We start from the raw sequence: 24,258 nt of genomic DNA, 5'->3' as shown, positions 1-24,258 counted from the left end.
CGTTGAACCCAGGCCTTCTTGCCGATCTTCGAAATCGTCCGGTCAGTTCATCGTCGGGATGACGAACTCGGCACCGTCCTTGACGCCGGAGGGCCAGCGCGAGGTCACCGTCTTGGTCTTGGTGTAGAAGCGGAACGCGTCCGGGCCGTGCTGGTTGAGGTCGCCGAAGGACGACGCCTTCCAGCCGCCGAACGTGTAGTAAGCGATCGGAACCGGGATCGGCACGTTGATGCCGACCATGCCGACCTGGACGCGCGAAGCAAAATCACGAGCAGCATCACCGTCACGGGTGAAGATGGCGACGCCATTGCCCATCTCATGATCGTTGGCGAGCTTGATGGCGCTCTCATAGGTCGGCGCACGCACCACCGACAGCACCGGGCCAAAAATCTCTTCCTTGTAGATGCGCATGTCGGCGGTCACATTGTCGAACAGGCAGCCGCCCATATAGTAGCCATCCTCGTAGCCCTGCATGGAGAAGCCGCGGCCATCGACGACCAGCTTGGCGCCTTCCTTGACGCCGGTGTCGACATAACCCTTGACGCGTTCCAATGCCTGCGCCGTGATCAGCGGGCCGAAATCGGCGGACGAATCCGTCGACGGGCCGACTTTGAGGCTTTCGACACGCGGGATCAGCTTTTCCAGCAGCCGGTTAGCGGTGTCGTTGCCGACGGGAACGGCAACCGAGATCGCCATGCAGCGCTCGCCGGCCGAGCCGTAGCCCGCGCCGATCAGCGCATCGACGGTCTGGTCCATGTCGGCATCGGGCATGATGATCATGTGGTTCTTGGCGCCGCCGAAGCACTGCACGCGTTTTCCCGCGGCCGTGCCGCGCGAATAGATGTAATGCGCGATCGGCGTCGAGCCGACAAAGCCGATAGCCTTGATATCAGGATCGTCGAGGATGGCGTCGACGACATCCTTGTCGCCATTGACGACGTTGAGAACGCCAGCCGGCAGGCCAGCCTCGAGGAACAGTTCGGCGATGCGCATCGGCACGCCAGGGTCACGCTCGGAAGGCTTCAGGATAAAGGCGTTGCCGCAGGCCAGCGCCGGGGCAATCTTCCACAGAGGGATCATCGCCGGGAAATTGAACGGGGTGATGCCGGCAACGACGCCAAGCGGCTGGCGCATCGAATAGACATCGATGCCGGGGCCGGCGCCGTCGGTGAACTCGCCCTTCATCATGTGCGGCGCACCGATGCAGACTTCGACCACTTCGAGGCCGCGCTGGATGTCGCCCTTGGCGTCGGCGATGGTCTTGCCGTGCTCGCGCGCCAGGAGATCGGCCAGTTCGTCATAGTCGCGGGCAACCAGTTCAAGAAACTTCATCAGCACGCGCACACGCCGCTGCGGGTTGGTCGCAGCCCATTTGATCTGTGCTTCCTTGGCATTCAGGACAGCCGCACGCAGTTCCGCCGGCGAAGCCAGCGCCACCGTGCCGCGCACCGAGCCGTCCATGGGCTGCATGACGTCCTGCTTGCGCCCGCTGGTCCCGGCGACATGCTTGCCGCCGATGAAATGACCGTATTCGATCATGGTTTCTCTCCCTGAGTTTGTGATGGCGCATTCAACCCCTTTGCAGGCGCGAAGGCAACGCGAGGGGAAACGCAACCGTTGTGCAAGAAATAGACAACGAAGGACGAGTGTGCATTAATTGCCGCAAATTACAGATTGCTGAAAGGCCCGAAGGTTGCGCTCCGTCACACCCCCCTCTGTCCTGCCGGACATCTCCCCCGCAAGGGGGGATATCAGATGTGGTTGTTGCCTTCGCAAATCTTCAACGCTGCAAAAAAGGTGCCGTCGGCGGAGCTGCCAATCTCCCTCCTTGCGGGGGAGATGGCCGGCAGGCCAGAGGGGGGTGGGCGGGAACGCCGCGTTCGCCGCTAGCCCGGACCACCCCAATGAACTGGGATGACGTCCGCATCTTCCTCGCCGTGGCCCGCGCCGGGCAGATCCTTGGCGCCGCCAAGCGGCTGGAACTCAATCACGCCACCGTCTCGCGCCGCATCGCAGCGCTTGAGGATGCGTTACGGACAAAACTGTTTCGCCGGCTTACCACCGGCAGCGAGCTGACGCCGGCCGGCCAGCGCTTTCTCGACATTGCCGAGCGCATGGAAGCCGACATGATCGCCGCGCGCTCCGCCGTGTCGGGCGAAGGCGACGATATCTCAGGCACGGTGCGCATCGGCGCGCCCGACGGGTTTGGCGTTGCATTCCTCGCCACGCGTCTTGGCGCGCTGACCGCGCTGCACCGCGAACTCACCATCCAGCTGGTGCCGGTGCCGCGTTCCTTCTCGCTGTCGCGGCGCGAGGCCGACATCGCCATCACCGTCGAGCGGCCGAGCGAAGGCAGGCTGGTGGCGGGAAAGCTGGTCGACTACACCCTCGGCCTGTTTGCCTCGCGGGACTATGCGCAGGCGCACGGCTTACCCGAGACCGCTGCCGAACTCGGCCAGCATACGCTGATCGGCTATGTCCCAGACCTGATCGTCAGCCCGTCGCTCGACTATGCGGCGGAGTTCAGCCCGGACTGGCGCACCAGCTTCGCCATCTCCTCAGCGCTGGGCCAGGCCGAAGCGGTGCGGTCGGGCGCCGGCATCGGCATCTTGCACACCTTTGTCGCCCGCTCGATGCCGGAGCTGATCCCCGTTAACATCGTGACGCCGATCCGCCGCGCCTACTGGCTGGTCTATCATGAATCGGTCCGGCCACTGCGCCGCGTGCAGATCGTCGCCAACTTCATCACCAAGGCAGTCGAGAGAGAGCGCGGGCTGTTTGTCTGATGGCCGCGCCGCCTTGCCCTCGCCACAAAATCGGCCAGTGTGGCAACAAGCGCGATGTCGCCTATCATTAAGGATTGGCTGCGCCGGGTGGGACACTTTTTTGCAAAGCTGGTGCGGATCAAAATGCGAGCGGTGCTCGCCATCTTGCCGCTTGTCGCGCTTTCCGCCTGCGCCAATCCATGGACCGTAGTTCCGGAAGCCGAACTGCCCAAGCCGGTCCGTATCGCAATGGCCCGCCCGTCGCCTTTCGTCTTCGGCAATTACTGCGGTCCCGGCACCCGCACCGGCGACCTCTCGGCTCGCCCTGTCAATCGCCTCGACAGCGCCTGCCAAATCCATGACGCCTGCTACATCGCGCGCCATAATCATTGCGACTGCGACGGCGCGCTCGTCGCCTCGGCAAAGGCGATCCGTGATGACAAGACAGCGCCGAAAAAGATGCGCGGCGAGGCCGAGTTTTTGATCGCCACTTTCGCGCTTCCCGTCTGCAAGGTGTTTCCGCAAGGCTTCCTGCCGCCGCGCGATCCGGCTGAACTGAAGACGATGAACGGTGCGACCGGATGAACCGCGCCATCTGCCTGGCCTTGGCCGGGCTGGGGCTGGCGGCCCTTGCCGGTTGCGCCGCCCCGATCCGGCACAGCTGCGATTTCTTTCCCGATGCGAAGGATTGCGGCCGGCCGTCGCTATCGGCCGACACGCCGGGACCGCAGACTGCAGCAGCAGCGTTTTTCGGCGATGCCGGTGCCAGCGACTATGAAAGGCAGTTTCTGGCGCTGCTCGCCCACAACCAGATCGGCGCCATCGACAGGGCGAACGGCACCGGTCCGTTCGGACATGACCGCCACGCCATCGCCAACCGCGATTTCCAGGCCACCTACCGGACGCTGGAACGGCTGGCGAAGCCGGTTACCGCCGAACAGATGCCGGCAGTGAGCGGCACAGCCGGCGAAGGCCATTTCGACGGCCGCTGGCGGGTGTCGCGGCAGACGCTCTATGTCGACGCCGCCGCGCGGCCCTCCGCGCCAAAGACGTTCAGCTTTTCCGGCCTGCAGGCGCGCTCGGTCGAGATCGTGATGCGCCAGGCGGGAAAGCAGCCGGTTGAGATATCGGGCGTCTGCGACGGTGCGCTGGCGATTCGCGCCGGCGGTAGCTCGCGTGGCGTAACGAGCGGCGCCGCCTTCGGGCTCCGCCTGTCGGCCGGGCAAACCGCCAGCCTGTTAACCAGCGATGGTTTGAACCGCTGCAGCCTCAAGCTCAGTTCCAGCCTCGCACCGGCAGGCGCCCCGCTCACCATCCTGCGCGAAGAGGTTGCCTATCCGGCGATAGCCGCGCTCGACAGCCGCTACGAGCGTTGTCCAGCGCCCGATCCATCCGGCATGGATAAGCTTGCCAGCGTCTTCTACGCCGGCCGCTGGCTGTCGCAGACCTGTTCGCTGCCGCTCGGGTCACCGCGCCTGTTGCGCAAGTCGCGCGACGGCTTCAACGCCAAGGTCGAAGCGCTGCTCGGCGCGCCTTTACCCGACAGCGCCTTCGACAAGGCCGACCCCGAACTGCCGCTAGATTTCGCGCGCGCGCCGAAACTCAAGCTGGTCTATCTGTCGTCGCTGGAGTTCAAGGCCGATTTTTCCGGCCGCGTCATCGAGCGGCTGATCCGCCATCACGCAGGCCTCGGTACCAAAGTGCGCATCATGGTCACAGACGTGCTGGAGCGCGACAAGGACGACGCGCTGCTGCACCGGCTGGCGGCCGATTATCCCAATGTCGAGTTGCAGGAATATCGTTGGCGGGCCGACCACGGCGCGCCGGTCGACGAGCAGCTGTCACAGCTGCACAAGACCCATCACGTCAAGATGCTGGCGACACTTGCCGAGGATCCCGCCCGCTCGCGCGTCATCATCGGCGGCCGCAACATTCATGACGGCTTCCTGTTCCACAGGCCGATCGACCTGTCGCGCTATCCGAACCTCGAGCAATACGGCAAGACCGACGGCCTCTCGCTCAACTACTATTCGAACTGGAGCGATTTCGACATCGAGTTTGCCGACCCGGCCACGGTCGAGACGCTGGCCGCGCATCTCTCGACATTGTGGCTGCGCGACGCCGACACCAACATCGCTAGACCCTTCTCCATTCCGGTGCGCTCCGACAGCCGGCGCCCGCCGGGCACGGTGCGCCATTTCATTTCCGTGCCCTACGAGGACAACCATGCGCTAGAGACCTATTTCGTCGAGCTGATCGACACTGCCCGGCACCATATCGAGATCGTCAATCCCTACCTTAATCTGACGCCGAAGCTCAGCCTGGCCATCGAGCGGGCGCTGGCGCGCGGCGTCAGGATCGACATTGTCGGCCGCATCGACCTCAAGGGCGATATTGGCGGCAAGCTGCTGACCGCGCTCAACAAGCTGTTCGTCGAGAGATATGGCGACCGCATCAACATCCGCGAATTCAAGGCGCCCGATGTCGTGCTGCACTCCAAGATCATGATGATCGACGAAAGGCTGGTGACGATCTCGTCGGTCAATCTCAACAACCGCAGTTTCTTCCACGATCTGGAGAACGGCATGACGGTGCTCGACCCTGCCTTCTACGCCAGGATGCAGCCGGTCTATGACGACTATGTCGCCCATTCGAACCCGGTATCGACCAAGGTGACGATACCGTGGGCCTACCGATGGCTGTTCTCGAAGGGTTGGGTGAAGGAGGCGTTTTGAGGGGCTGGCGAGGCTGAAGGAATGCCGTTCTGTAGCGATCCTTTACACCCCCTCTGTCCGGTAGGACAGAGGGGGTGCTGGCCCGCGAGCTTTAAAAAGCACCCCTACCTCAAATACCGCTCCGGCCCCAGCTCCCGCACATCGATATCAGGCACCTTGCTGGAGATGATGTCGGACAGCACCTTGGCCGAGCCGCAGGCCATGGTCCAGCCAAGCGTGCCGTGCCCGGTGTTGAGATAGAGGTTGGAGAACTCGGTGCGGCCGACCAACGGCGGCCCGTCCGGCGTCATCGGCCGCAGTCCGCACCAGAAGGACGCTGCCTTGAGGTCGCCGCCATCCGGGAACAGATCGCCGACCGAATGTTCGAGGGTGCGCCGGCGCGATTCGTGCAGCCTGAGATCGAAGCCGGAAATCTCCGCCGTGCCGCCGACGCGGATGCGGTCGCCGAGCCTGGTGATCGCCACCTTGTAGGTCTCGTCCATTACCGTCGACACCGGGGCGGCGACCGCGTCCTTGATAGGAACGGTGATCGAATAGCCCTTGACCGGATAGACCGGGATCGGGCGCCTGAGCAGGCGCATGAAGCGCGCCGAATAGCTGCCCAGCGCCAGCACATAAGCGTCAGCCGCGCGCGAGCGCTGGTCGGTGCCGACGCTGACGATGCGATTGCGGTTCTTGGAGAAGCGCCGGATCTGCGTGCCGTACTCGAACGTGACGCCGCGCGCCACGCAGAGTTCGGCCAGCCGATCGGTGAACATCTTGCAGTCGCCAGTTTCGTCGCCGGGCAATCTCAGCCCACCGACAAACTTTTCCCGCACGCCGGCCAGCGCCGGCTCGGCCCCAATGCAGCCTTCGGGATCGAGCAACTCGTAGGGAACGCCATATTTCTTCAGCACTTCGACATCGCCGCCGGTGCCGTCGAGCTGCTTTTGCGTGCGAAACAGCTGCAGCGTGCCCTTGGTCCGCTCATCATAAGCGATGCCGGTCGCCTCGCGCAGCGCCTTCAGCGTGTCGCGGCTGTATTCGGCGAGCGGCACCATGCGCGCCTTGTTGATGGCATAGCGATCCGCCGTGCAGTTGCGCAGCATCTTGATGAGCCATGTCCACATATACGGATCGAAGGCCGGCCGCACCACCAGCGGGCCATGCTTCATCAACAGCCACTTGATTGCCTTCAGCGGAATGCCGGGGCCGGCCCAGGGCGAGGCATACCCTGGCGAGATCTCGCCGGCATTGGCGAAGCTGGTTTCCAGCGCCGGCCCTTTCTGGCGGTCGAACACCGTCACCTCGTGGCCGGCCTCAGCGAGATAATAGGCAGTGGTGACCCCGATAACGCCGCCGCCCAACACGAAGATCTTCATCGCATCACTCTCCACGACGACTTCCGTCAGAGGGCCGCCGCCTCCTGTCTGCCGGATTCTGCGGCGTCCGCCAAGGGGCGGCGTGTCGCGGCTCTATTCGTTGATATAGCGGCGGTGGAAGCGGGGGCCGAGACTGGTCAGGATTTCATAACCGATCGTGCCGGCATGACCGGCGGCGTCATCGACGCTCTGCGAGGGGCCCAGGAGTTCGACAAGGTCGCCCTCGCGCAGCCGGCCGGCCGGCAGGGCCGAGATGTCGAGTATGATCGAATCCATCGACACCCGCCCGACAAAGGGCAGTCGCACGCCGTCGAGCCAGGCAGCCGAAGCCGCGCGCCGGTGCCAGCCATCGGCATAGCCGAGCGAGATCGTGGCCGCGCGCAAGGGACCGCTGGCCAGAAACGCATGTCCGTAGCCGACGCCCGCGCCCTTATCGATGCCGCGTGTCTGGATGATCTTTGCCTCGAGCCGCACCACCGGCAGCATCGGGTTCGCCTCATCAGGCGTCGGATTGATGCCGTAGAGCGCAGCGCCCGGACGCGCGAGGTCGTACTGATAGCGCGGCCCAAGAAAGATGCCGGAGGAATTGTCGAGCGACGCCGGCGCCTTGGGCAGCATTTTGCGCAGCCGTTCGAACTCCCTGAGTTGCGCGTCATTGGCCGCATTGGTCGGTTCGTCCGCACGGGCCAGATGGCTCATGACGAGGACGACATCGACGCCGGCGAAAGCATCGGCCGTAAGCGCCTCGACCTCTGCCGGCGCCATGCCCAGCCGCGACATGCCGCTGTCGACCTGGATGGCGGCCTTGAGCTTGCGGCCGGCCTTTTGGCCTGCCTCGCTCCACGCCTTCAGTTGCCCGGTGCTGTTGATGACGGGAACAAGGTCGGCGGCCACCGCTTCGGGTTCCGAGCCCGGCGGCAGGCCGTTCAGCACATGGATTTCCAGCTTCGGTCCGAGTGCGTCGCGCAGCGCGACACCCTCGGTGAGATGAGCGACAAAGAAGCTGTCGCAGCCTTCGGCAACCAGTGCCGCCGCCACTTGCCGCGCGCCGAGCCCGTAACCGTCGGCCTTGACGACGCCGGCGCAGCGCACGCCGCCGAGCTTTGCCTTGAGCCGCCGGTAATTCTCCCTGACCGCGCCGAGATCGATGGTGAGAATGGCGCCGGCCGCCGCTTCGCTGATCGTATCTTTGGCTTTATGCATCGCAGATCCGACGAAGTCGGCGCTGCCCCTCATTGTCCTGCCGGACATTTCTCCCCGTCCCAATACGGGGAGTTGAAGAGCGGTCCGCGTAAGGCGGACGAAAAGCCACCTGCTTGGCTTTTCGAGTGACGAAAGCCGGCAGGCAGGTGAGGGGCAGCCCATACGCTGCGCTAAGAGGCCATTGCCCGGCGTCGTTCATATGGGTCTCGTGGCTGCGGGTGTCCCGATCAATAAAGCACGAATCAGGTGCCGTGCGAACCGTCACATCCAGCTAGGCAAGATGACGGAACGTCGCCACCACATCCTCATAGACCTTGCGTTTGAACGGCACTATCAGATCGGGCAGGTCCTGCATCGGCCGCCATGCCCATTCATCGAATTCGGCGGTGTGGCCGCCCGGCGGCGGATTGATCTGGATCTCTCTGGTCTCGCCGTGAAAGCGGTAGGCGAACCATTTCTGCGTCTGGCCGCGATAGCGGCCCTTGAGGGCGATGCCGACCAGATCGGGCGGCAGGTCGTAGTTGATCCAGTGCGGCGCCTCGGCCAGCAGCGTGACCGAGCGCATGCCGGTCTCTTCATAGAGCTCGCGCCCGGCCGCCTGCAGCGGCTCCTCGCCCTCGTCGATGCCGCCTTGCGGCATCTGCCAGAGCTGCGTGGTCCCGGCAAATTCGCTGTCCGGTTCGGCGATGCGGTGCCCGACCCAGACCAGCCCGTCGCCATTGAGGATCATCAGTCCTACGCAAGGGCGGTAAGGCAGCGTCTCGGGGTCGACAGGTTTCTTCGTCATGATCAGCCTTTTTCCGGGTCGATGGCCACCGCCGAGATCGGCACGATCTCGATACCGCGCTTTTTCGCTTCGACCGCCCAGGACGCCACGGTATCGACGGTGAGGTCGAAGGCCGAGCCGATGCCGACGGCGGAGCCTTTGGCGCGCGCGGTCGCTTCCAGCGCGTCGAGCTTTTTCAGGATGGCGCCGCGGTCCTGCACGGCGTCGATTGCCGTATCGCCGGCGACGAACGGCACACCGTCCTTCAAGGCGAGATCGGACGCCAGGCTCCGTGCGGACGAGCCGTCATCGACATAGGCAAGGCCGCGCTTGCCGAGTTCGGCCATGAACGGCCCCATCGCCGTCGCGTCGGCCGAAAAGCGAGCCCCCATATAGTTCATGACGCCGGTATAGTTGGTGGTCCGCGACAGCGCCCAGCGCAGATTCTTCAGATTCTCGTCCGGGCTTGCCGCCACTGTCAGCGTATTGCGGCCAGGATTGACATTGGGATAGTCGAACGGTTCGAGCGGCACCTGCATGACCACTTCATGCCCGCTCTGCCGTGCCGCCTGCATCCACCGGCCAATGCTGTTGCCTTGCGGCGCAAAAGCCAGCGTCACTTCGGCCGGCAGCTTGGCGATCGCCGCCTGCGTGCCGGTCTGCGACACGGCAAGCCCGCCGATGACGATTGCCACTCGAGCGCCACGCGAACCCGACCACGGCCGCGCATAGACATCGAACGGCCGCCGGCCGTCAGCGGCGCGAACCGGCAGCGGGCCGGTGTCGCTGGCCTCGATCAGCGCCCTGTCGGGGATATGCGCGATCTTCAGGTTCTGGCCGATCGTCGACGGGTCATGGATGACAATGGCTGCATTGGGCGGGCCGTCACCCTCCTGGGTTTGCACATGGATGATCTGCGGGCCGCTGGCTTTGGGCGTTTCCGCCTTCGGCGCTGCCGCCGTGGCTTGAGCAGTGGGCGCTGCGGCCGCGGGTTCGGCCGCCGCCGTCACCTTCGGCGTCGAGACCGCGATTGCTTCCGGTTTGCGGAACGGCTTCTCGCGCAGCGCGATCGCGCCGGAGATGCCGACCGCGGCCAGCACGACCAGCGTCGCCGCGACGGCGCCAGCGCTGATCCCGCGCGACGCGGCACGCGGTCGGACGGTCTGTCCGAGCGGGCGTTCGATGTCCTTGCCGACGTCAGCCAAGCCGCATCCCCCGGCGCGTGATCAGCGAAATCTTTTCGCCATGCGCAGATCCAAAACTGACGGCGCGTCCCCTGCGCCTTTTGAGGCACAGCGCCCAGCTGCCCCCGAATCAAACTGCCGGAACCTCACGGTCCCGGCAGCATTGCATCGCTTCGATTGGGCAGCCAGAGCTACCAGTCGATTTTACTGGTTAAGCACTGCCTTCTCCGGATTCGGCGGGAATGCCGGATCGGTCTTCTGGCCGCGCAGCAGCTGTTCGGCATAGATCAGCTGCAGATCGTCCTTCGGATCCGGCGGCACATAGGCAGCCGAGCCCGAGCCGGTATCGCTCTCGTCGGCCCCCTTGATGTGGCCCTTGAGGTCAGATTCACCGCGCGTCAGGTCCCTGCCCTGCAGTTCGGGCGGCAGCGGCTGGTCGACCTTGATGTCGGGCGTGATGCCCTTGCCCTGGATCGACTTGCCGGACGGCGTGTAATAGAGCGCCGTCGTCAGGCGCAGCGCGCCGTTCTCGCCAAGCGGGATGATGGTCTGCACCGAGCCCTTGCCGAATGACTGCGTGCCGACCACTGTGGCGCGGCGCAGGTCCTGCAGCGCGCCGGCGACGATCTCGGAGGCGCTGGCCGAACCGCCATTGACGAGCACGATCAGCGGCTTGGCGCCGATGTCGTCGCCTGCCTTGGCGTCGAAGCGTGTGACGTCCTTCGGGTCGCGGCCGCGGGTCGAGACGATCTCGCCACGGTCGAGGAAGGCGTCGGACACGCTCACCGCCTGGTCGAGCAGGCCGCCCGGGTTGAGCCTGAGATCGAGCACATAGCCCTTGAGCTTGTCGTTCGGCACCTGCTTCTTGATGGTGTCGATGGCGTTCTCGAGGTCGTCATAGGTCTTTTCGGTGAAGGAGGTGATCTTCATGTAGCCGATGTCGTTCTCGACCCGGAACTTGACCGCCTTGACCTTGATGATGTCGCGCACCACCGTCAACTCGATCGGCTTGTCGGCGCCTTGGCGCAGGATGGTCAGCTTGATCGGCGTGTTGACCAGGCCGCGCATCTTTTCGACCGCATCGTTGAGCGTCAGGCCGCGAACCTCTTGGCCGTCGATCTTGGCGATATAGTCGCCGGCCAGCACGCCTGCCTTGGCAGCCGGGGTGTCGTCGATCGGCGTGATCACCTTGACCAGGTCGTTCTCCATGGTGACCTCGATGCCGAGGCCGCCGAACTCACCCTTGGTCTGCACGCGCATGTCCTGCGCCTGCTCGGCATTCATGTAGGAGGAGTGCGGATCGAGCGAGGTGAGCATGCCGTTGATGGCGTTTTCGACCAGCGACTTGTCGTCCGGCGGCGTCACATACTGCGCCCGCACGCGCTCGAAGATGTCGCCGAAGATCGCCAGTTGCTTGTAGGTCTCGGAGCCTGCAGCGTTCGCCGTCGAGCCGGGCGCGCCATAGACCAGGCTCATCGCTGACGCGCCCATCAGCGCACCGGCAATAAGAAGCGACAGTTTCCGCATCATTTCACGTCCTTCCAGAGAAGCGGTCCGCCCACCATGGGGTCGGATCGACGGGTTTTCCATCCTTGCGGAACTCGACATAGAGTTCCGGCGTGGCATTTCCATTCTTCGAGGCCGAGGTGCTTGCCACCCGGGCCTCTCCCATCGCGCCGACCGGCTCTCCTGCGAGCACCGACTGGCCAGACGCGACGCTGATTCTGCTCATCCCCGCCAGGACGACATGATAGCCGTCTCCCGCATTGAGGATCAAGAGTTGACCATAGGAGCGAAAAGGCCCCGCATAAAGCACATTTCCGTCCGCCGGTGCCGTGACGATGGCTCCCGATTGTGTCGCAACCATGTCGCCAAGCATCACCGCGCCGTTACCGTCATCGGCCCCGAAACGCAGCTTGATCTTGCCGGTGACCGGCAGCGAGACTTGTCCCTGAAGTGCCGAAAACGGCGCGGCGGCGGTGAGGCGGTTGCCTTCCGGCACGGGCAGCGAAGCCAGCTCCGTCGACGCGGTTGTGCCTGCATCGGCGTTATCGGCGTCCGGCTTATCGCTGTCGGCCGCTTTCTGTTCGCCTGCCTTGACGGCATCCGCCGCCTTGCGGCTCTTGTCGGCTTCAAGCGAAGCGATCAGCTCTTTCAGGCTGCCGGCCTTGGCCGCAAGCGCCTGGGACCGCTGCTTTTCAGCGGCCATCGCCGTCCAGGTGTCCGCCTCGAGCTTCTGCTTGGCTTCGAGCAGCATGGAGAGGCGTTTCTTTTCCGCCGTCTGCTCGCCGACCGCCGCCGTCAGCCGCGTCCGCTCGGCCTCGATCGAGGCCGTCACCCGGGTCTGTTCCCTGAGGTCGGCCAGCAATTTGTCGGTCTGCTGGCGCAGTTCCGGCACCACTGCGCCGAGCAGGATGGCGCTGCGCACCGACGACAGCGCGTCTTCCGGCTTGACCAGGATCGCCGGCGGCGGATTGAGCCCCATGCGCTGCAGCGCCCCCAGCACCTCGGCCAGCACGTCGCGCCGCGCCGCCAGCGAGACACGGATCTTCTGTTCCTCGCCCTTCAGTCCTTCGAGCCTGGCGCCGATATCCTCGATGTCCTGGCCGAGCTTCTGCTCGGTCATAGCCGACTGGATAAGCGCCGCGGTGATCGAGGCATGGTCCTTCTTGACCGAAGCAATGTCGGCGGCGAGCTTGGCCAGCCGTCCGGACGACAGCGTGATCTCGGCCGACACCTTCTCATATTCGGCACGGCTCAGATCGGGGTCGGGCGCCACGTCCAGCGTATTTTCGGCCCGTGCAAGCCCGAGCGACAGCAAAACCACCGCCGCAGCGATGCCGCAGCGCGCGTGCCGGAAGCCCGTTCGTGATTTCCCGTTGTCAGCCATGAAGCCCGACTCTATGCGTGGCTTCGTTAACGAACCATCAACCATGATCGAACCGAAGCCTAGCACAAAACAGCCGCGCATTGGGGCGGAAATCCGGACGATTGACCCTCGACCCACTGATTTACGAACGGTGGTAGGGATGTCCCGAAAGAATCGTTGCCGCCCGATAGAGCTGCTCGCCCAGCATGACACGCACCAGTTGGTGCGGCCAGGTCGCCGCGCCGAACGAGACCATCAGCTCAGCCTGATCGCGAACCGACTGGTCGTGCCCGTCGGCGCCGCCAATGGCGATGACCAACGCCTTGCGTCCGCCATCGCGCAGCTGGCCGATACGGCTGGCGAAATCGTCTGAGGACAGGTTTTTGCCGCGTTCGTCGAGCAGGAACAGCGCCGTGCCCGGCTGCAGCTGTGCCTGCAGCTTCTGGCCTTCCTCGCGGCGGCGCTCATTAGCGTTCTGGGCTCGTCCCTCGGCGATCTCGGCGACACCAGAGAATTCGAACCCGATCGCCGGGCCGCTCTTGGCGAAACGCTCGAAATAGCGGTCGGCGAGCTCTCTCTCGGGGCCGGCCTTCATCCGGCCCACGGCATGAACTGCTATCTTCATCCCTGCCTCGGCGAGCTTTCAATCCATGTCGCACCCAGGATGGTTACGACATGAGACGAAGCTCAGTGCAAGGTCTCTTCCTCGAGGTCCGGCGCCTGCCACATCTTTTCAAGATTGTAGAACTCGCGGACTTCTGGGCGGAAGACATGGACGATGATGTCGCCTGAATCGATCAGGACCCAGTCGGCGCCGGACAGCCCCTCGACGCGCGCCGTGCCGAGACCGGCATCCTTGAGCGCCTTGAGGAGGTGGTCGGCGACAGCCGAGACATGACGGTGCGACCGGCCCGACGCGATGACCATATAGTCGCCGAGGCTCGATTTCCGCTGAATGTCGATTGAGACAATATTTTCGGCCTTGGAGTCTTCCAGACTGGCAAGGACTGTCTTGATGGCACGGGACACGGCGTCATCTACGCTGATCCTGGCCGGCGAAGGCATGATGTCAGCCTTCTTCCGCAATGCTGTTCTCAGTGTATTTCCTTTCGCAGCAAGAACAACCAAATCACCCACGAAATCAGGTGACACCCTATAGATAGGCAGAGTTCCCTTGCAGTTTCAAGACGGGAGGCCCTGCCACCGCGAACGCAGTGCAAGACTTCCGGTTCCGGAGCCTTGAGAAAAATCGGAACCCATGGCCGCGGCAGGGGTTATCGACACACCCCCCAAACGGATTTTCCTGATGCCAATCGACCCCCAGAACACGCTGCTCACCGTGCAGGCTGGCCTTGCGCAACTCAGCACACTGATCGTTTCCTATTCCTTCTCCGCCATCGGCGCCATCATCCTGCTGGTCGTCGGCTATCTCGTCGCCGGGCTCGCAGAACGATCGATCTCAGCCGGCCTCGGCCATATCCATGGTTTCGACGCGACGCTGCGCCATTTCTTCTCGAAGATCGTGCGCTACGCCATCCTGATCCTGGTGGTCATCATGGTGCTCGGCCAGTTCGGCGTTCAGACGGCCTCGATCATCGCCGCCATCGGCGCCATCGGGCTGGCAATCGGCCTGGCGCTGCAAGGCACGCTGCAGAACATCGCCGCAGGCATCATGCTTCTGGCGCTCAGGCCATTCCGCATCGGCGAATATGTCGAGGTCGGCGCCATTTCCGGCACCGTCGAGGAAGTCGGCCTGTTCGCCACCAAGCTCCGCACGACAGACGGCGTCTATGTGCTGGCGCCCAATTCGACGCTATGGAACCAGCCGGTGCGCAATTTTACCCGCAACGGCGTGCGCCGCGGCGATATCACGCTGAGCATCGGCTCCTGGAACGACATCGACTTGGCGCAGAAAACCATGCTGGGCGTTGCCGGCAGCGAGCGCCGCGTCAAGCGAGAGCCGGCGCCGATCGCCTTCGTTGCCACCGTGGGCGATGCCAGCGTCGCCATCACCTTGCGCTATTGGACCACGGCGGCGGATTTCTTCGCCACCCAGATCGATCTCACCAAACGCGTCAAGCAGGCCTTCGACGCCGAAGCCATTTCGGTTCCCGCACCTCCGCCGGAGGCCCGACAGGAAACTGCCGCCACCAGGCAGTAGGAGCTGTGAAACCGTTCAGCGCTGATCTTCCGGGGCGTAGGCGAGCTCCACCGGCAATGGCGCCTGCGCCGACATCGGCGCGAAACTGCCGGTCGCCGTGGCGGGAACGGCCTGCGTCGTCGCCACTCGCCACAGCACGAACAGGCAGAACACGGTGGCGATGATGATCGCCACATAGATGAAGGCCTGCGTTCCATAGACGGCCGACAGGGCCGTCACGATACCTGGTACGATGAAACCCGACAGCGACCAGGCAAACAGGAGCGAACTCGACAGCGCCACCATGTCGTCCTTGCCGGCGCGATCGGCGGCGTGTGCGCTGGCGAGCGAATAGATCGATTCCGAGGCGCCGTCCCAGATCACATAGATCACCACCAGCACCGCCAGAGCGCCACCGTCAAAGCCGATAGCCAGAATACCGGCAACGATGGCCAGTGCCGCAGCGCCGGCCAGCACGTAACGGCGATCGGTACGGTCGGAAATCCAGCCGAGCGGGATCTGCAGGATCAGCGTGCCGACGGGCATGGCCGACAAAAGCAGCGCCACATCGGCCTGGCTGTAGCCTTTGGCCGTGGCGTGGATCGGCGCAAAGCCGGCGATCGCCATCGACAGACCGCCAACGGCGAGCATGCCGGCCACTCCGACCGGCGAAATCCGCCAGGCGCGACCGAGCGCCACGGAGGCTGCGCGAGGTGGCGGCGGTTGAGCCAACCGCGTCATGCCGACCGGCAGGATCGACACCGCGGTGAAGGCAATGCCGATCAGCGGCGCCTGCGCCGTCGCGATGTCGACCGCCGCCAGCAGGGCATAGCCGACGCCAAGTCCGGCGACATAGGCGACGTAAAACACCGCCATCACCCGGCCGCGAATGGCGTTTGCGACGGCATCGTTGAGCCAGCTCTGGGCGACGATGAACAGGCCGCATATTGCAAAACCGTAAAGCGCGCGCGCCGCGATCCACAGCAATGGATAGGTGCCGGCGCCGATGGCGGCATTGGACAGCGCTATCAGCGCCGACAGCACCATGAAGGCGCGGGCGTGCCCGACGCGGCGCACCAGCGGCCCGGTCAGGATACAGCCGGCAAGCCCGCCGGCCGACAGGCCGGTGATGATCAGCCCGGCCCAGGTCGGATCGAAGCGCTCGACGCCAAGCCGGACCGGGATATAGGCGAACATCAACCCGTTGCCGACCGCGATCAGCGCCATCGACATGATTACGCTGGCAATGGCGATCACGGGCGCCGGCGGGGCGCCATGATTGTGGTCGATGTCGGTCTGGTTCACTGAATTGGCCATATCCAGCGCAGCATCGCCCAGCGGATCGCGAAAGGCCGCCGTAAAAGCGACATCGGCGATCTGGCCTTACGAGTTACCCCTTGGCTTGCTTGCGAATAGCACTCGATGACAGCGACGAACGCGGGCCGTGAATAAAAGTCCAGGCCGGCGCCTTCATGCGGGCGAGCCGGGGCGCGTCACCCTCGTCGACGCGGGCATAGTCGAAGGTCTTGGCCACGACCGAGGACAGGAAGGACAGCGTCGCGCCCGGGCGGTCGATGACCGCGATGGGGAAGGTCATGACGATCTGGCGCCAGCGCTGCCAACGGTGGAAATCGCGGAGTGAGTCGGCGCCCATGATCCAGACGAAGTCGACGCCGGGATTGCGTGCCTTGACCAGCGCCAGCGTGTCGGCGGTGAAGCGAATATGATGCGCCGCCTCGAAGGCGGTGACCTTGATCTTCGGGTTCTTGGCGATCTGCTCCGACTGCAGCAGCCGGTCGCTCAGCGGCGCCAATTCCCTGGTGCTCTTCAGCGGATTGCCTGGCGTCACCATCCACCAGAGCTGGTCGAGCGCCAGCCGCCTGAGCGCGATTTCCGCCACCAGCGCATGGCCGGCATGCGGCGGGTTGAACGAGCCGCCGAACAGACCGACGGCAAGGCCTTTCTCGGCATGCGGCATGCGGAGGTAGTGCGAGGGGATGGCGGGCTGAAGGGACGGCAGCATGGTGCTAGGCACCCCCCTCTGCCCTACCGGGCATCTCCCCCGCAAGGGGGGAGATCAGCAGCTTCGGCAAAGGCACTTTTCTTGCAACGTTAGTGATTGGCGAAAGCGGAAGAAAAAGCTGATCTCCCCCCTTGCGGGGGAGATGTCCGGCAGGACAGAGGGGGGTGTCTGGGCTCAATGCCTCAAGCCCTGACGCGAATGATTCAAGGCCTCACCTGTCCCGACCCGCGCACGCGGTATTTGAACGAGGTCAGCTGTTCGACGCCAACCGGTCCGCGCGCATGCATCTTGCCGGTGGCGATGCCGATCTCGGCGCCCATGCCGAATTCGCCGCCATCGGCGAACTGCGTCGAGGCATTGTGCAAAAGGATCGCCGAGTCGATCTCGTTGAAGAACCGCTCGACCGCTTTGGTATCCTCGGCGATGATCGCCTCGGTGTGGTGTGAGGAGAACGTCTCGATATGGTCGATGGCACCGGCAATTCCGTCTACCAGCTTTACCGCGATGATGGCCTCGAGATATTCGGTCACCCAGTCGGCATCGGTCGCCGGCTTGGCGTCGAAGAACAGCTTCATCACTTCCTGATCGGCATGGATCTCGCAGCCGGCGGCGCGTAGCGCGTCGAGGATCGGCACCAGATGCGTGGAGGCCACCGCGCGGTCGACCAGCAAAGTCTCTGCAGCGCCACAGACACCGGTGCGCCGCATCTTGGCGTTGACGGCGATCCTGACCGCCATGTCGAGATCGGCCGAGCGGTCGATGTAGAGATGGCAGATGCCTTCAAGATGGGCAAAGACCGGCACCCGCGCCTCGCTCTGGACGCGCCCGACCAGGCTCTTGCCGCCCCGCGGAATGATGACGTCGAGATTGCCGGAAAGCCCTTTCAGCATCTCACCGACGGCGGCGCGGTCAGTGGTCGGCACCAACTGGATGGCGTCTTCGGGCAGGCCGGCGGCCTTCAACCCCTCGACCAGGCAGGCATGGATGGCGGCGGACGAATTGAGCGAGTCCGAGCCGCCGCGCAGGATCACCGGATTGCCGGCCTTGAGGCAGAGTGCGCCGGCATCCGCCGTCACATTCGGCCGGCTTTCATAAATGACGCCGACAACGCCGAGCGGCGTGCGCACGCGCTCGATCTGCAGGCCGTTGGGGCGATCCCAGGCCGCGATCACATCGCCGACCGGGTTCCTGAGCTCGGCGATTTCACGTATGCCATCCGCCATGGCACGGGTGCGCGCCGGATCGAGCTTCAACCGGTCCATGAAGGAGCCGGACAAGCCCGATTCGTGTCCGTTAGAGACATCGATGGCGTTGGCATCGAGAATCTGCTGCTGGCGCGCGATGATCGCGTCGGCCATGGCGAGAAGTGCGGCATCCTTGGCGGCGGCGGTCGCAATCGCCAACGCTCGGGCGGCCGCGCGGGCGCGGCGGCCGATATCAGCCATCAGCGCGACGGTGTCATCCCCGGATTGTTCATGCAACTTCAGCATGTCTCATCCTCCGCTTACCTCGCCCCCGGCCCATAGCTGGCCGGCAGGCCGTATCTGGTCACCCGGATCGCTCACCACCAGATCGTCCCTGTGAATCATCGCCGAGCGCGCCTCGTAGCCGAGCACGGTTTCGATCTCGGCGGTCTTCAGGCCTGCGATCCTTACGGCATCGGCGGCATCATAGGCAACCAGCCCGCGCGCGATCTCGCGCCCGTCGGGCGACAGGATCGCCACCGTGTCGCCACGCGAGAAATTGCCGCTGACCAGCCTGACGCCCGCCGGCAGCAGCGATTTGCCGGACAGCAGCGCACCGATGGCGCCGGCGTCGACGGTGAGCCGCCCGGCCGGTTCGAGCTGGCCGGCGATCCAGGTCTTGTAGCCTTTCACCGGATTGGCGCTCGGCCTGAAGAAGGTGGCGCGCTCGCCACGCTCAATCGCCATCAGTGGCGACAGCCTGGTGCCCGAGGTGATGATCATGGCGGTGCCGGCGGCGGTGGCGATCTTGCCGGCATCGAGCTTGGTGCGCATGCCGCCGCGCGACAGTTCGGAAGCGGCCGCCCCCGCCATTGCTTCGATATCGGGTGTAATGCGGTCGACCACCGGAATGAATTTCGCAGCGGGATCGCGCGCCGGCGGCGCCGTATAGAGCCCGTCAATGTCGGAGAGCAGCACCAGCAGGTCGGCGCCCATCATGGTCGCCACCCGGGCCGCCAGCCGGTCATTGTCGCCATAGCGGATTTCGGAGGTCGCCACCGTGTCGTTCTCATTGATGACCGGCACCGCCTTCATCTTGAGCAGCGTCGAGATCGTCGCGCGGGCATTCAGATAGCGACGGCGCTCCTCGGTGTCGCCGAGCGTCAGCAGGATCTGGCCCGATTTCAGCGAGCCCTTGCCCAGCGCATCCGACCACGCGCCGGCCAGCGCGATCTGGCCGACGGCCGCAGCCGCCTGGCTTTCTTCCAGCTTCAATGCCCGTTTGCCGAGACCGAGAATGGTCCGGCCGAGCGCAATGGCGCCGGAGGACACGACCAGGATCTCGGCGCCGCCCTTGGCCAGCACTGCAATATCCTCGGCAAGCGAAGCCAGCCAGTCGCGCTTCAGGCCGCTGGTGCGGTCGACCAGCAAGGCCGAACCGATCTTGACCGTGATGCGCCGGTATTTTGTCAGCGACTGCGCCGTCATCGCTATCGGTCCCAGCGGGTCTCGACGGGAGCGGCGGCCCTGTCGCGCGCTTCGCCGACAACCGCCATCAGCGCGCGCAGCACCGCTTCGACGCCCTCGCCGGTGGCCGCCGACAGCAGCATCGGCGCGCGGCCGGCAGCGCGTTTGAGCGACGCAACCTTCTTCTTGCGCTCATCGGCGTCAAGGATATCCACCTGGCTGAGCGCGACGATTTCGACCTTCTCGATCAGCCCATTGCCATAGGCGTCGAGCTCGGCGCGCACGGTCTTATAGGCTTTGCCCGGATTTTCCTCGTGCGCCGAAACCAGATGCAAAAGCACACGCGTGCGCTCGACATGGCCGAGGAACCGGTCGCCGATGCCGACACCCTCATGCGCGCCCTCGATGAGGCCCGGAATGTCGGCGATGACGAATTCGCGCGCATCGATCCGGGCAACGCCGAGACCTGGATGCAGCGTGGTGAAGGGGTAGTCGGCGATCTTTGGCTTGGCCGCAGTGACGGTTGCCAGAAAAGTCGACTTGCCGGCATTGGGCAGCCCGACCAGGCCGGCGTCGGCAATCAGCTTCAGCCGCAGCCAGACATTCATCTCTTCGCCGGGCTGGCCCGGATTGGCGCGGCGAGGCGCCTGGTTGGTCGAGGTTTTGAAATGCTGGTTGCCGAAACCGCCATTGCCGCCCTTGGCCAGCAGGAAGCGCTGGCCGACCACGGTCAGGTCGCAGATCAGCGTCTCATTGTCCTCGGCAAACACCTGGGTTCCGGCCGGCACCTTGAGCGTCACATCGGCGCCCTTGGCGCCGGTCATGTTGCGGCCCATGCCGTGGACGCCGGTCTTGGCCTTGAAATGCTGCTGATAGCGATAGTCGATCAGCGTGTTGAGGCCGTTGACCGCTTCCAGCCAGACATCGCCGCCGCGGCCGCCGTCGCCGCCATCCGGGCCGCCGAATTCGATGAATTTTTCGCGCCGGAACGACACAGAGCCGGCGCCACCGTCGCCCGAGCGGATATAAACCTTGGCTTGATCGAGAAATTTCATTGGACTACGCAGTTTCTGTTGGCCTTGCGGCTTTGCTATAGATCTTGCGCCTTGCTCTAAACCAAGGCGCGGCCAAGGGCGAGGCCGTTTTGCGACTAAAGCGCCGGATGCCCTTTTGTCGGGGACGCGGTAGCAGTGTTCGCGGACGGAGCTTGAAGGGCGCGGGAATGAAGGTTGTAAGCTACAACATCCAGCACGGTATCGGTCTGGATGGCCGCTACGATCTCGGCCGCATCACCGAGGCGGTTCGCGGCGCCGACGTGATCGCGCTGCAGGAAGTGACCCGCAACAATCCGAGGAACGGCAACCGCGACATGGTCGCCGAGATCGGCGACGCGCTGCCCGAATATTTTGCCGCCTACGGCAGCAATTTCGAGGTCAATGTCGGCTCGCGCCTGGAGGCCGGCCGCGCCATCACCACCACTTTCCAGCTCGGCAACATGGTGCTGTCGAAGACGCCGATCCATCTGTCGCGCAATCTGCTTTTGCCGCGCAGCCGCAGCCTTGAGGCGATGAACTTCCAGCGCGGCGCACTCGAGGCGTTGGTCGAGACCCCGCTCGGCTTCATCCGCTTCTATTCCACGCATCTCGACCATCGCAGTCCGGTTGAACGCGCCAGCCAGATCCGGTTCCTGCGCCAGCGCCTGTTGAACTATGCCTTCGAGGGCGGCGGCCTCTCCGGCATTCCCGAGATCGGCCTGCCGGACCTGCCCTATCCCGAAGCCTTCATCGTCATGGGCGACTTCAACATGCTGCCCGGCTCGGCCGAATATGTCGAACTCGTCGGCCGCCCGGATCATGAATTCGGCATGCCCTTGACCGCCGATCTCGCCGTCGACGTCGCCCAGCGCCTCAACACGCCGGACGTCGTCACCTGGGTCGATCCCACGCGACCCGAAGACACAAGCCGCCACAAGCGCATCGACTACATCTTTACCTCGGCCTCGCTCGCCGGATCGCTGAAGCGCCTGTGGGTCGACCCGCAAGCGGTCGGTTCGGACCATCTCCCGATTTGGGTCGAGATGGGCTGAGTTGAGCCCGATCCACAACCAACGTTGCCAAACCTGTCGTTTGGAGGCACGCGCCTAGGTGTGTTGAGATTCAGGTCAGGCCGAGCCGAAAACACTGGTTTTCGAGAACCGGAGCGGAGCGTACTTAAGTACGTGCACCGGAAGCGCATAAACCCGCGTTTGCAGGCCGGCCTCACCTGAATATCAAAACACCTAGAAATGCACCCAGTTGCGCAGGCTGATCCAGGTCTTTCTGTCCAGCCGGTACCGCTCGACCGGCACCTGGCCGGCGACGATCGAGTTCAGCATGCCCTGGCCGGCATACTGGAAGCCGCATTTGTGGATGACCCGGCGCGAGGCCGGATTGATCACCCGCGTCGAAGCCTGCAGCACCTGGATCGAGGTCCGTTGGAAGGCGAGGTCGACCAACGCGTGCGCGGCCTCCGTCGCATAGCCGCGCTTCCAGTAGGGCTCGCCGATCCAGTAGCCGAGCTCCAGCCCGCGATCGGTCATGTTGAGGCCGGCGCAGCCGACGAAAATGTCGGTACTGGCCAGCGTCAGCGCATAGGCGATGCCGGCCCGGCGCGATCTCGTCATAGCCAGGAAGGCGCGTGCCTCGGCCTCACCATAGGGGTGCGGCATGCGGGCCAGCATCTCGGCGACGTGACGGTTGTCGGCAAGCTCGACCAGTTGCGCGATATCGGCTTCGCAGGGAGCGCGCATCACCAGCCGCTCCGTGGCCAGCACCGGGCAATCTATCGCGTAACTTTCGTCTTCGGTGTCTTCCGCTTCGGCAACCATTCGACGTCCTCCAGGCAAGAAAAAAGGGGAGATGGAAAACCCATCTCCCCTGATCCTTTTCCTGGCTCCATTCACTGGTTTGGCCAGACACCGGTTCCCGAGATGGGCGCCGGTTTTATAGTGCGGAACCGGCTACTCCGCGGCTTTGGTAATCGGGTTGACCGATACGTAGGTTCGGCCGTTGGCTTTTTTGTTGAAGGTGACTGCGCCGGTCTCGAGCGCAAAAAGGGTGTGGTCCGTGCCCATGCCGACATTGACGCCGGGATGCCAGGTGGTGCCGCGTTGACGGATGATGATGTTGCCCGGGATGACGGCTTCGCCGCCGAACTTCTTCACGCCCAGACGCTTGGAATGCGAGTCGCGACCGTTGCGCGACGAGCCGCCAGCTTTCTTGTGTGCCATCTAACTAACTCCGATGCGCCCTGGGGCGCTTGAATGGTCTTATGAACGCGTTCGCGTTCCGTTTCAAGTCCGATCCGGCGACCTTGTCGCCGGTTCGTTTTACTTCTTCGCCAGTTCCTTGGCCTGCTCGCGCCAGTCGTTGATCTGGTCGGTGCTGAAGGGCATGTGCGCGTCGATCTTGGCCACGTCCTTGTCCGACAGCTTGGCAAGCTGGGCGAAGGTGGTGATGCCCTGCTCGTGCAGCTGGCCGGCGGCAACCGGGCCGATGCCCTTGATCACGGCCAAATCGTCCGGCTCGCCCTTCGGCGCCTTGAACAGCGGCGCGGCGACGGCGGTCTCCGTCTTGGCTTCATCCTTCGGAGCAGCCTCGGCTTTGGCTTCCTTCTTCGCCTTGGCTTCCTTCGGCGCGGCCTCGGCCTTCGCCTCGGGCGCTACGTCAGCCTTGACTTCCACCTTGGCTGAGGCCTTCTTGGAAGGCTTGGCGCCACCCAGCAGGATCTCGGCGATCCGCACGGTGGTCAGAAGCTGGCGGTGGCCGATCTTGCGGCGCGAATTCTGCCGGCGGCGCTTCTTGAAAGCGATGACGGTGCGGTTCTTGCCCTGCTCGACGACTTCCGCCGTGACCAGAGCGCCATCGACGAACGGGGCGCCGAAGGTGACATTTTCGCCTTCGCCATGGGCGAGGACGCTGCCGATTTCGACGATATCGCCGACATTGGCTTCGAGCTTCTCGATCTTCAGGAGATCGTTGGCGGCAACGCGATACTGCTTACCGCCCGTTTTAATGACTGCGAACATTTTTTGCCTTTCGCTGTTCGGTCGGCCTCGATGAGCCGCGTCACGCGGTTCGGCCGTCTTTTTGTCAGTCTGCGGGTTCGAAAAACAAGCGGCGTGGAAGAACCCTCCACGCCGATTGCGCGCTTCCCCTAACCGAAGGTTCGGTACGAGTCAAGGCAAACGGGCGGAATCCTTGGCCACGCCGCCTCCTTGCCGCCCCCGATCTCTCCGGTCGAGGACCGGTTGGCCCCATCTGCCGACGTGGCCGCAACGCAGCCCTCCAGACAGAGCCCGCACAGGAAGCTGAATTCCCCCGCGGATTTGGCCTTGTAACCTGCCCGCCCAGCCGTTATCTAGTGCGCCGCGCCGGCAACGGCCGACCATGACCGCGGAGAGGTGGCAGAGTGGTCGAATGCACCGCACTCGAAATGCGGCATGGGTGCAAGCCCATCGGGGGTTCGAATCCCTCCCTCTCCGCCACCCTACGCCGGTCCATTCCGGACACATAGGTTACGG

The 24,258-nt window shown here is 64.3% G+C and carries 22 protein-coding genes and 1 tRNA gene; 6 read left to right on the top strand and 17 right to left on the bottom strand.

Features of this window, described 5'->3' with window-relative positions; genetic code table 11:
- Positions 1 to 42: 42 nt before the first annotated feature.
- Positions 43 to 1,539: a CoA-acylating methylmalonate-semialdehyde dehydrogenase gene (locus tag NKI46_RS19010; protein ID WP_352674341.1), complete on the bottom strand. Its 1,497-nt coding sequence runs from the start codon at positions 1,537 to 1,539 to the stop codon at positions 43 to 45.
- A gap of 365 nt (positions 1,540 to 1,904) precedes the next feature.
- On the opposite strand from NKI46_RS19010, the gene NKI46_RS19005 reads away from it, so the two are divergent.
- The 3 genes from NKI46_RS19005 to NKI46_RS18995 all read left to right on the top strand — a co-directional run bounded on the left by NKI46_RS19005 (position 1,905) and on the right by NKI46_RS18995 (position 5,500).
- Positions 1,905 to 2,786 carry a LysR family transcriptional regulator gene (locus NKI46_RS19005; RefSeq protein WP_023668708.1) on the top strand — a complete coding sequence of 294 codons (882 nt, stop codon included), beginning with the start codon at positions 1,905 to 1,907 and terminating at the stop codon, positions 2,784 to 2,786.
- Positions 2,787 to 2,909: 123 nt separating this feature from the next.
- Positions 2,910 to 3,350: a phospholipase A2 family protein gene (locus NKI46_RS19000; protein ID WP_352747402.1), complete on the top strand. Its 441-nt coding sequence runs from the start codon at positions 2,910 to 2,912 to the stop codon at positions 3,348 to 3,350.
- A complete protein-coding gene (locus tag NKI46_RS18995; RefSeq protein WP_352747399.1) occupies positions 3,347 to 5,500 on the top strand; it encodes a phospholipase D-like domain-containing protein in 2,154 nt (717 codons plus the stop codon). The genes NKI46_RS19000 and NKI46_RS18995 overlap by 4 nt, the downstream gene beginning before the upstream one ends.
- A gap of 104 nt (positions 5,501 to 5,604) precedes the next feature.
- Here NKI46_RS18995 and NKI46_RS18990 read toward each other — a convergent pair whose 3' ends face one another.
- From NKI46_RS18990 to rsfS, 8 genes are all read right to left on the bottom strand, one after another.
- Positions 5,605 to 6,861 carry a D-amino acid dehydrogenase gene (locus NKI46_RS18990; RefSeq protein WP_023668705.1) on the bottom strand — a complete coding sequence of 419 codons (1,257 nt, stop codon included), beginning with the start codon at positions 6,859 to 6,861 and terminating at the stop codon, positions 5,605 to 5,607.
- Positions 6,862 to 6,954: 93 nt separating this feature from the next.
- A complete protein-coding gene (gene alr / locus NKI46_RS18985) occupies positions 6,955 to 8,064 on the bottom strand; it encodes an alanine racemase (RefSeq protein WP_352459903.1) in 1,110 nt (369 codons plus the stop codon).
- A 271-nt stretch (positions 8,065 to 8,335) separates the two neighbouring features.
- Positions 8,336 to 8,851: an RNA pyrophosphohydrolase gene (locus NKI46_RS18980; RefSeq protein WP_352459904.1), complete on the bottom strand. Its 516-nt coding sequence runs from the start codon at positions 8,849 to 8,851 to the stop codon at positions 8,336 to 8,338.
- A 2-nt stretch (positions 8,852 to 8,853) separates the two neighbouring features.
- Positions 8,854 to 10,035: a divergent polysaccharide deacetylase family protein gene (locus NKI46_RS18975; protein ID WP_352459905.1), complete on the bottom strand. Its 1,182-nt coding sequence runs from the start codon at positions 10,033 to 10,035 to the stop codon at positions 8,854 to 8,856.
- A gap of 183 nt (positions 10,036 to 10,218) precedes the next feature.
- Entirely contained in the window at positions 10,219 to 11,544 is a 1,326-nt protein-coding gene (locus NKI46_RS18970) for a S41 family peptidase (RefSeq protein ID WP_023668701.1), read from the bottom strand.
- A gap of 1 nt (position 11,545) precedes the next feature.
- Entirely contained in the window at positions 11,546 to 12,904 is a 1,359-nt protein-coding gene (locus tag NKI46_RS18965; RefSeq protein WP_352747394.1) for a murein hydrolase activator EnvC family protein, read from the bottom strand.
- Between the two features lie 121 nt (positions 12,905 to 13,025).
- Positions 13,026 to 13,508: a 23S rRNA (pseudouridine(1915)-N(3))-methyltransferase RlmH gene (gene rlmH, locus NKI46_RS18960; RefSeq protein WP_023815253.1), complete on the bottom strand. Its 483-nt coding sequence runs from the start codon at positions 13,506 to 13,508 to the stop codon at positions 13,026 to 13,028.
- Between the two features lie 62 nt (positions 13,509 to 13,570).
- On the bottom strand, positions 13,571 to 13,948 hold the full coding sequence (gene rsfS / locus NKI46_RS18955; RefSeq protein WP_023668698.1) for a ribosome silencing factor: 378 nt from the start codon (positions 13,946 to 13,948) through the stop codon (positions 13,571 to 13,573).
- A gap of 241 nt (positions 13,949 to 14,189) precedes the next feature.
- On the opposite strand from rsfS, the gene NKI46_RS18950 reads away from it, so the two are divergent.
- On the top strand, positions 14,190 to 15,044 hold the full coding sequence (locus NKI46_RS18950) for a mechanosensitive ion channel family protein (protein WP_352459906.1): 855 nt from the start codon (positions 14,190 to 14,192) through the stop codon (positions 15,042 to 15,044).
- Between the two features lie 15 nt (positions 15,045 to 15,059).
- Here the strand turns inward: NKI46_RS18950 and NKI46_RS18945 are convergent, their stop codons facing one another.
- The 5 genes from NKI46_RS18945 to obgE form a co-directional block, all read right to left on the bottom strand.
- Positions 15,060 to 16,328, bottom strand: coding sequence for an MFS transporter (locus NKI46_RS18945; RefSeq protein WP_502896822.1), 1,269 nt, complete (start codon positions 16,326 to 16,328; stop codon positions 15,060 to 15,062).
- 85 nt (positions 16,329 to 16,413) lie between these two features.
- Positions 16,414 to 17,046: a nicotinate-nucleotide adenylyltransferase gene (locus NKI46_RS18940; RefSeq protein ID WP_352747388.1), complete on the bottom strand. Its 633-nt coding sequence runs from the start codon at positions 17,044 to 17,046 to the stop codon at positions 16,414 to 16,416.
- 203 nt (positions 17,047 to 17,249) lie between these two features.
- Complete coding sequence (locus NKI46_RS18935; protein ID WP_352747384.1) at positions 17,250 to 18,536, bottom strand: glutamate-5-semialdehyde dehydrogenase; 1,287 nt, start codon at positions 18,534 to 18,536, stop codon at positions 17,250 to 17,252.
- A gap of 3 nt (positions 18,537 to 18,539) precedes the next feature.
- Positions 18,540 to 19,718 (bottom strand): glutamate 5-kinase, encoded by a 1,179-nt coding sequence (gene proB, locus NKI46_RS18930; RefSeq protein ID WP_023737905.1) that lies wholly within the window; start codon positions 19,716 to 19,718, stop codon positions 18,540 to 18,542.
- Between the two features lie 2 nt (positions 19,719 to 19,720).
- Positions 19,721 to 20,752 carry a GTPase ObgE gene (gene obgE / locus NKI46_RS18925; RefSeq protein WP_023737906.1) on the bottom strand — a complete coding sequence of 344 codons (1,032 nt, stop codon included), beginning with the start codon at positions 20,750 to 20,752 and terminating at the stop codon, positions 19,721 to 19,723.
- Between the two features lie 167 nt (positions 20,753 to 20,919).
- Here obgE and NKI46_RS18920 point away from each other — a divergent pair, with 167 nt between their 5' ends.
- Positions 20,920 to 21,783, top strand: a complete 864-nt coding sequence (locus NKI46_RS18920) for an endonuclease/exonuclease/phosphatase family protein (RefSeq protein WP_352459908.1) — start codon at positions 20,920 to 20,922, stop codon at positions 21,781 to 21,783.
- A gap of 192 nt (positions 21,784 to 21,975) precedes the next feature.
- Here the strand turns inward: NKI46_RS18920 and NKI46_RS18915 are convergent, their stop codons facing one another.
- The 3 genes from NKI46_RS18915 to NKI46_RS18905 form a co-directional block, all read right to left on the bottom strand.
- Complete coding sequence (locus NKI46_RS18915; protein WP_023700237.1) at positions 21,976 to 22,563, bottom strand: GNAT family N-acetyltransferase; 588 nt, start codon at positions 22,561 to 22,563, stop codon at positions 21,976 to 21,978.
- Between the two features lie 132 nt (positions 22,564 to 22,695).
- A complete protein-coding gene (gene rpmA, locus NKI46_RS18910; RefSeq protein ID WP_015315190.1) occupies positions 22,696 to 22,965 on the bottom strand; it encodes a 50S ribosomal protein L27 in 270 nt (89 codons plus the stop codon).
- 99 nt (positions 22,966 to 23,064) lie between these two features.
- Entirely contained in the window at positions 23,065 to 23,763 is a 699-nt protein-coding gene (locus NKI46_RS18905; RefSeq protein WP_023668688.1) for a 50S ribosomal protein L21, read from the bottom strand.
- A gap of 369 nt (positions 23,764 to 24,132) precedes the next feature.
- On the opposite strand from NKI46_RS18905, the gene NKI46_RS18900 reads away from it, so the two are divergent.
- Positions 24,133 to 24,222 (top strand) — tRNA-Ser (locus NKI46_RS18900).
- Positions 24,223 to 24,258 lie beyond the last annotated feature (36 nt).

Source organism: Mesorhizobium sp. M0615 (assembly GCF_040320805.1).
Taxonomy (GTDB): Bacteria; Pseudomonadota; Alphaproteobacteria; order Rhizobiales; family Rhizobiaceae; genus Mesorhizobium.
This window is presented reverse-complemented; position numbering and strand designations above follow the sequence as displayed.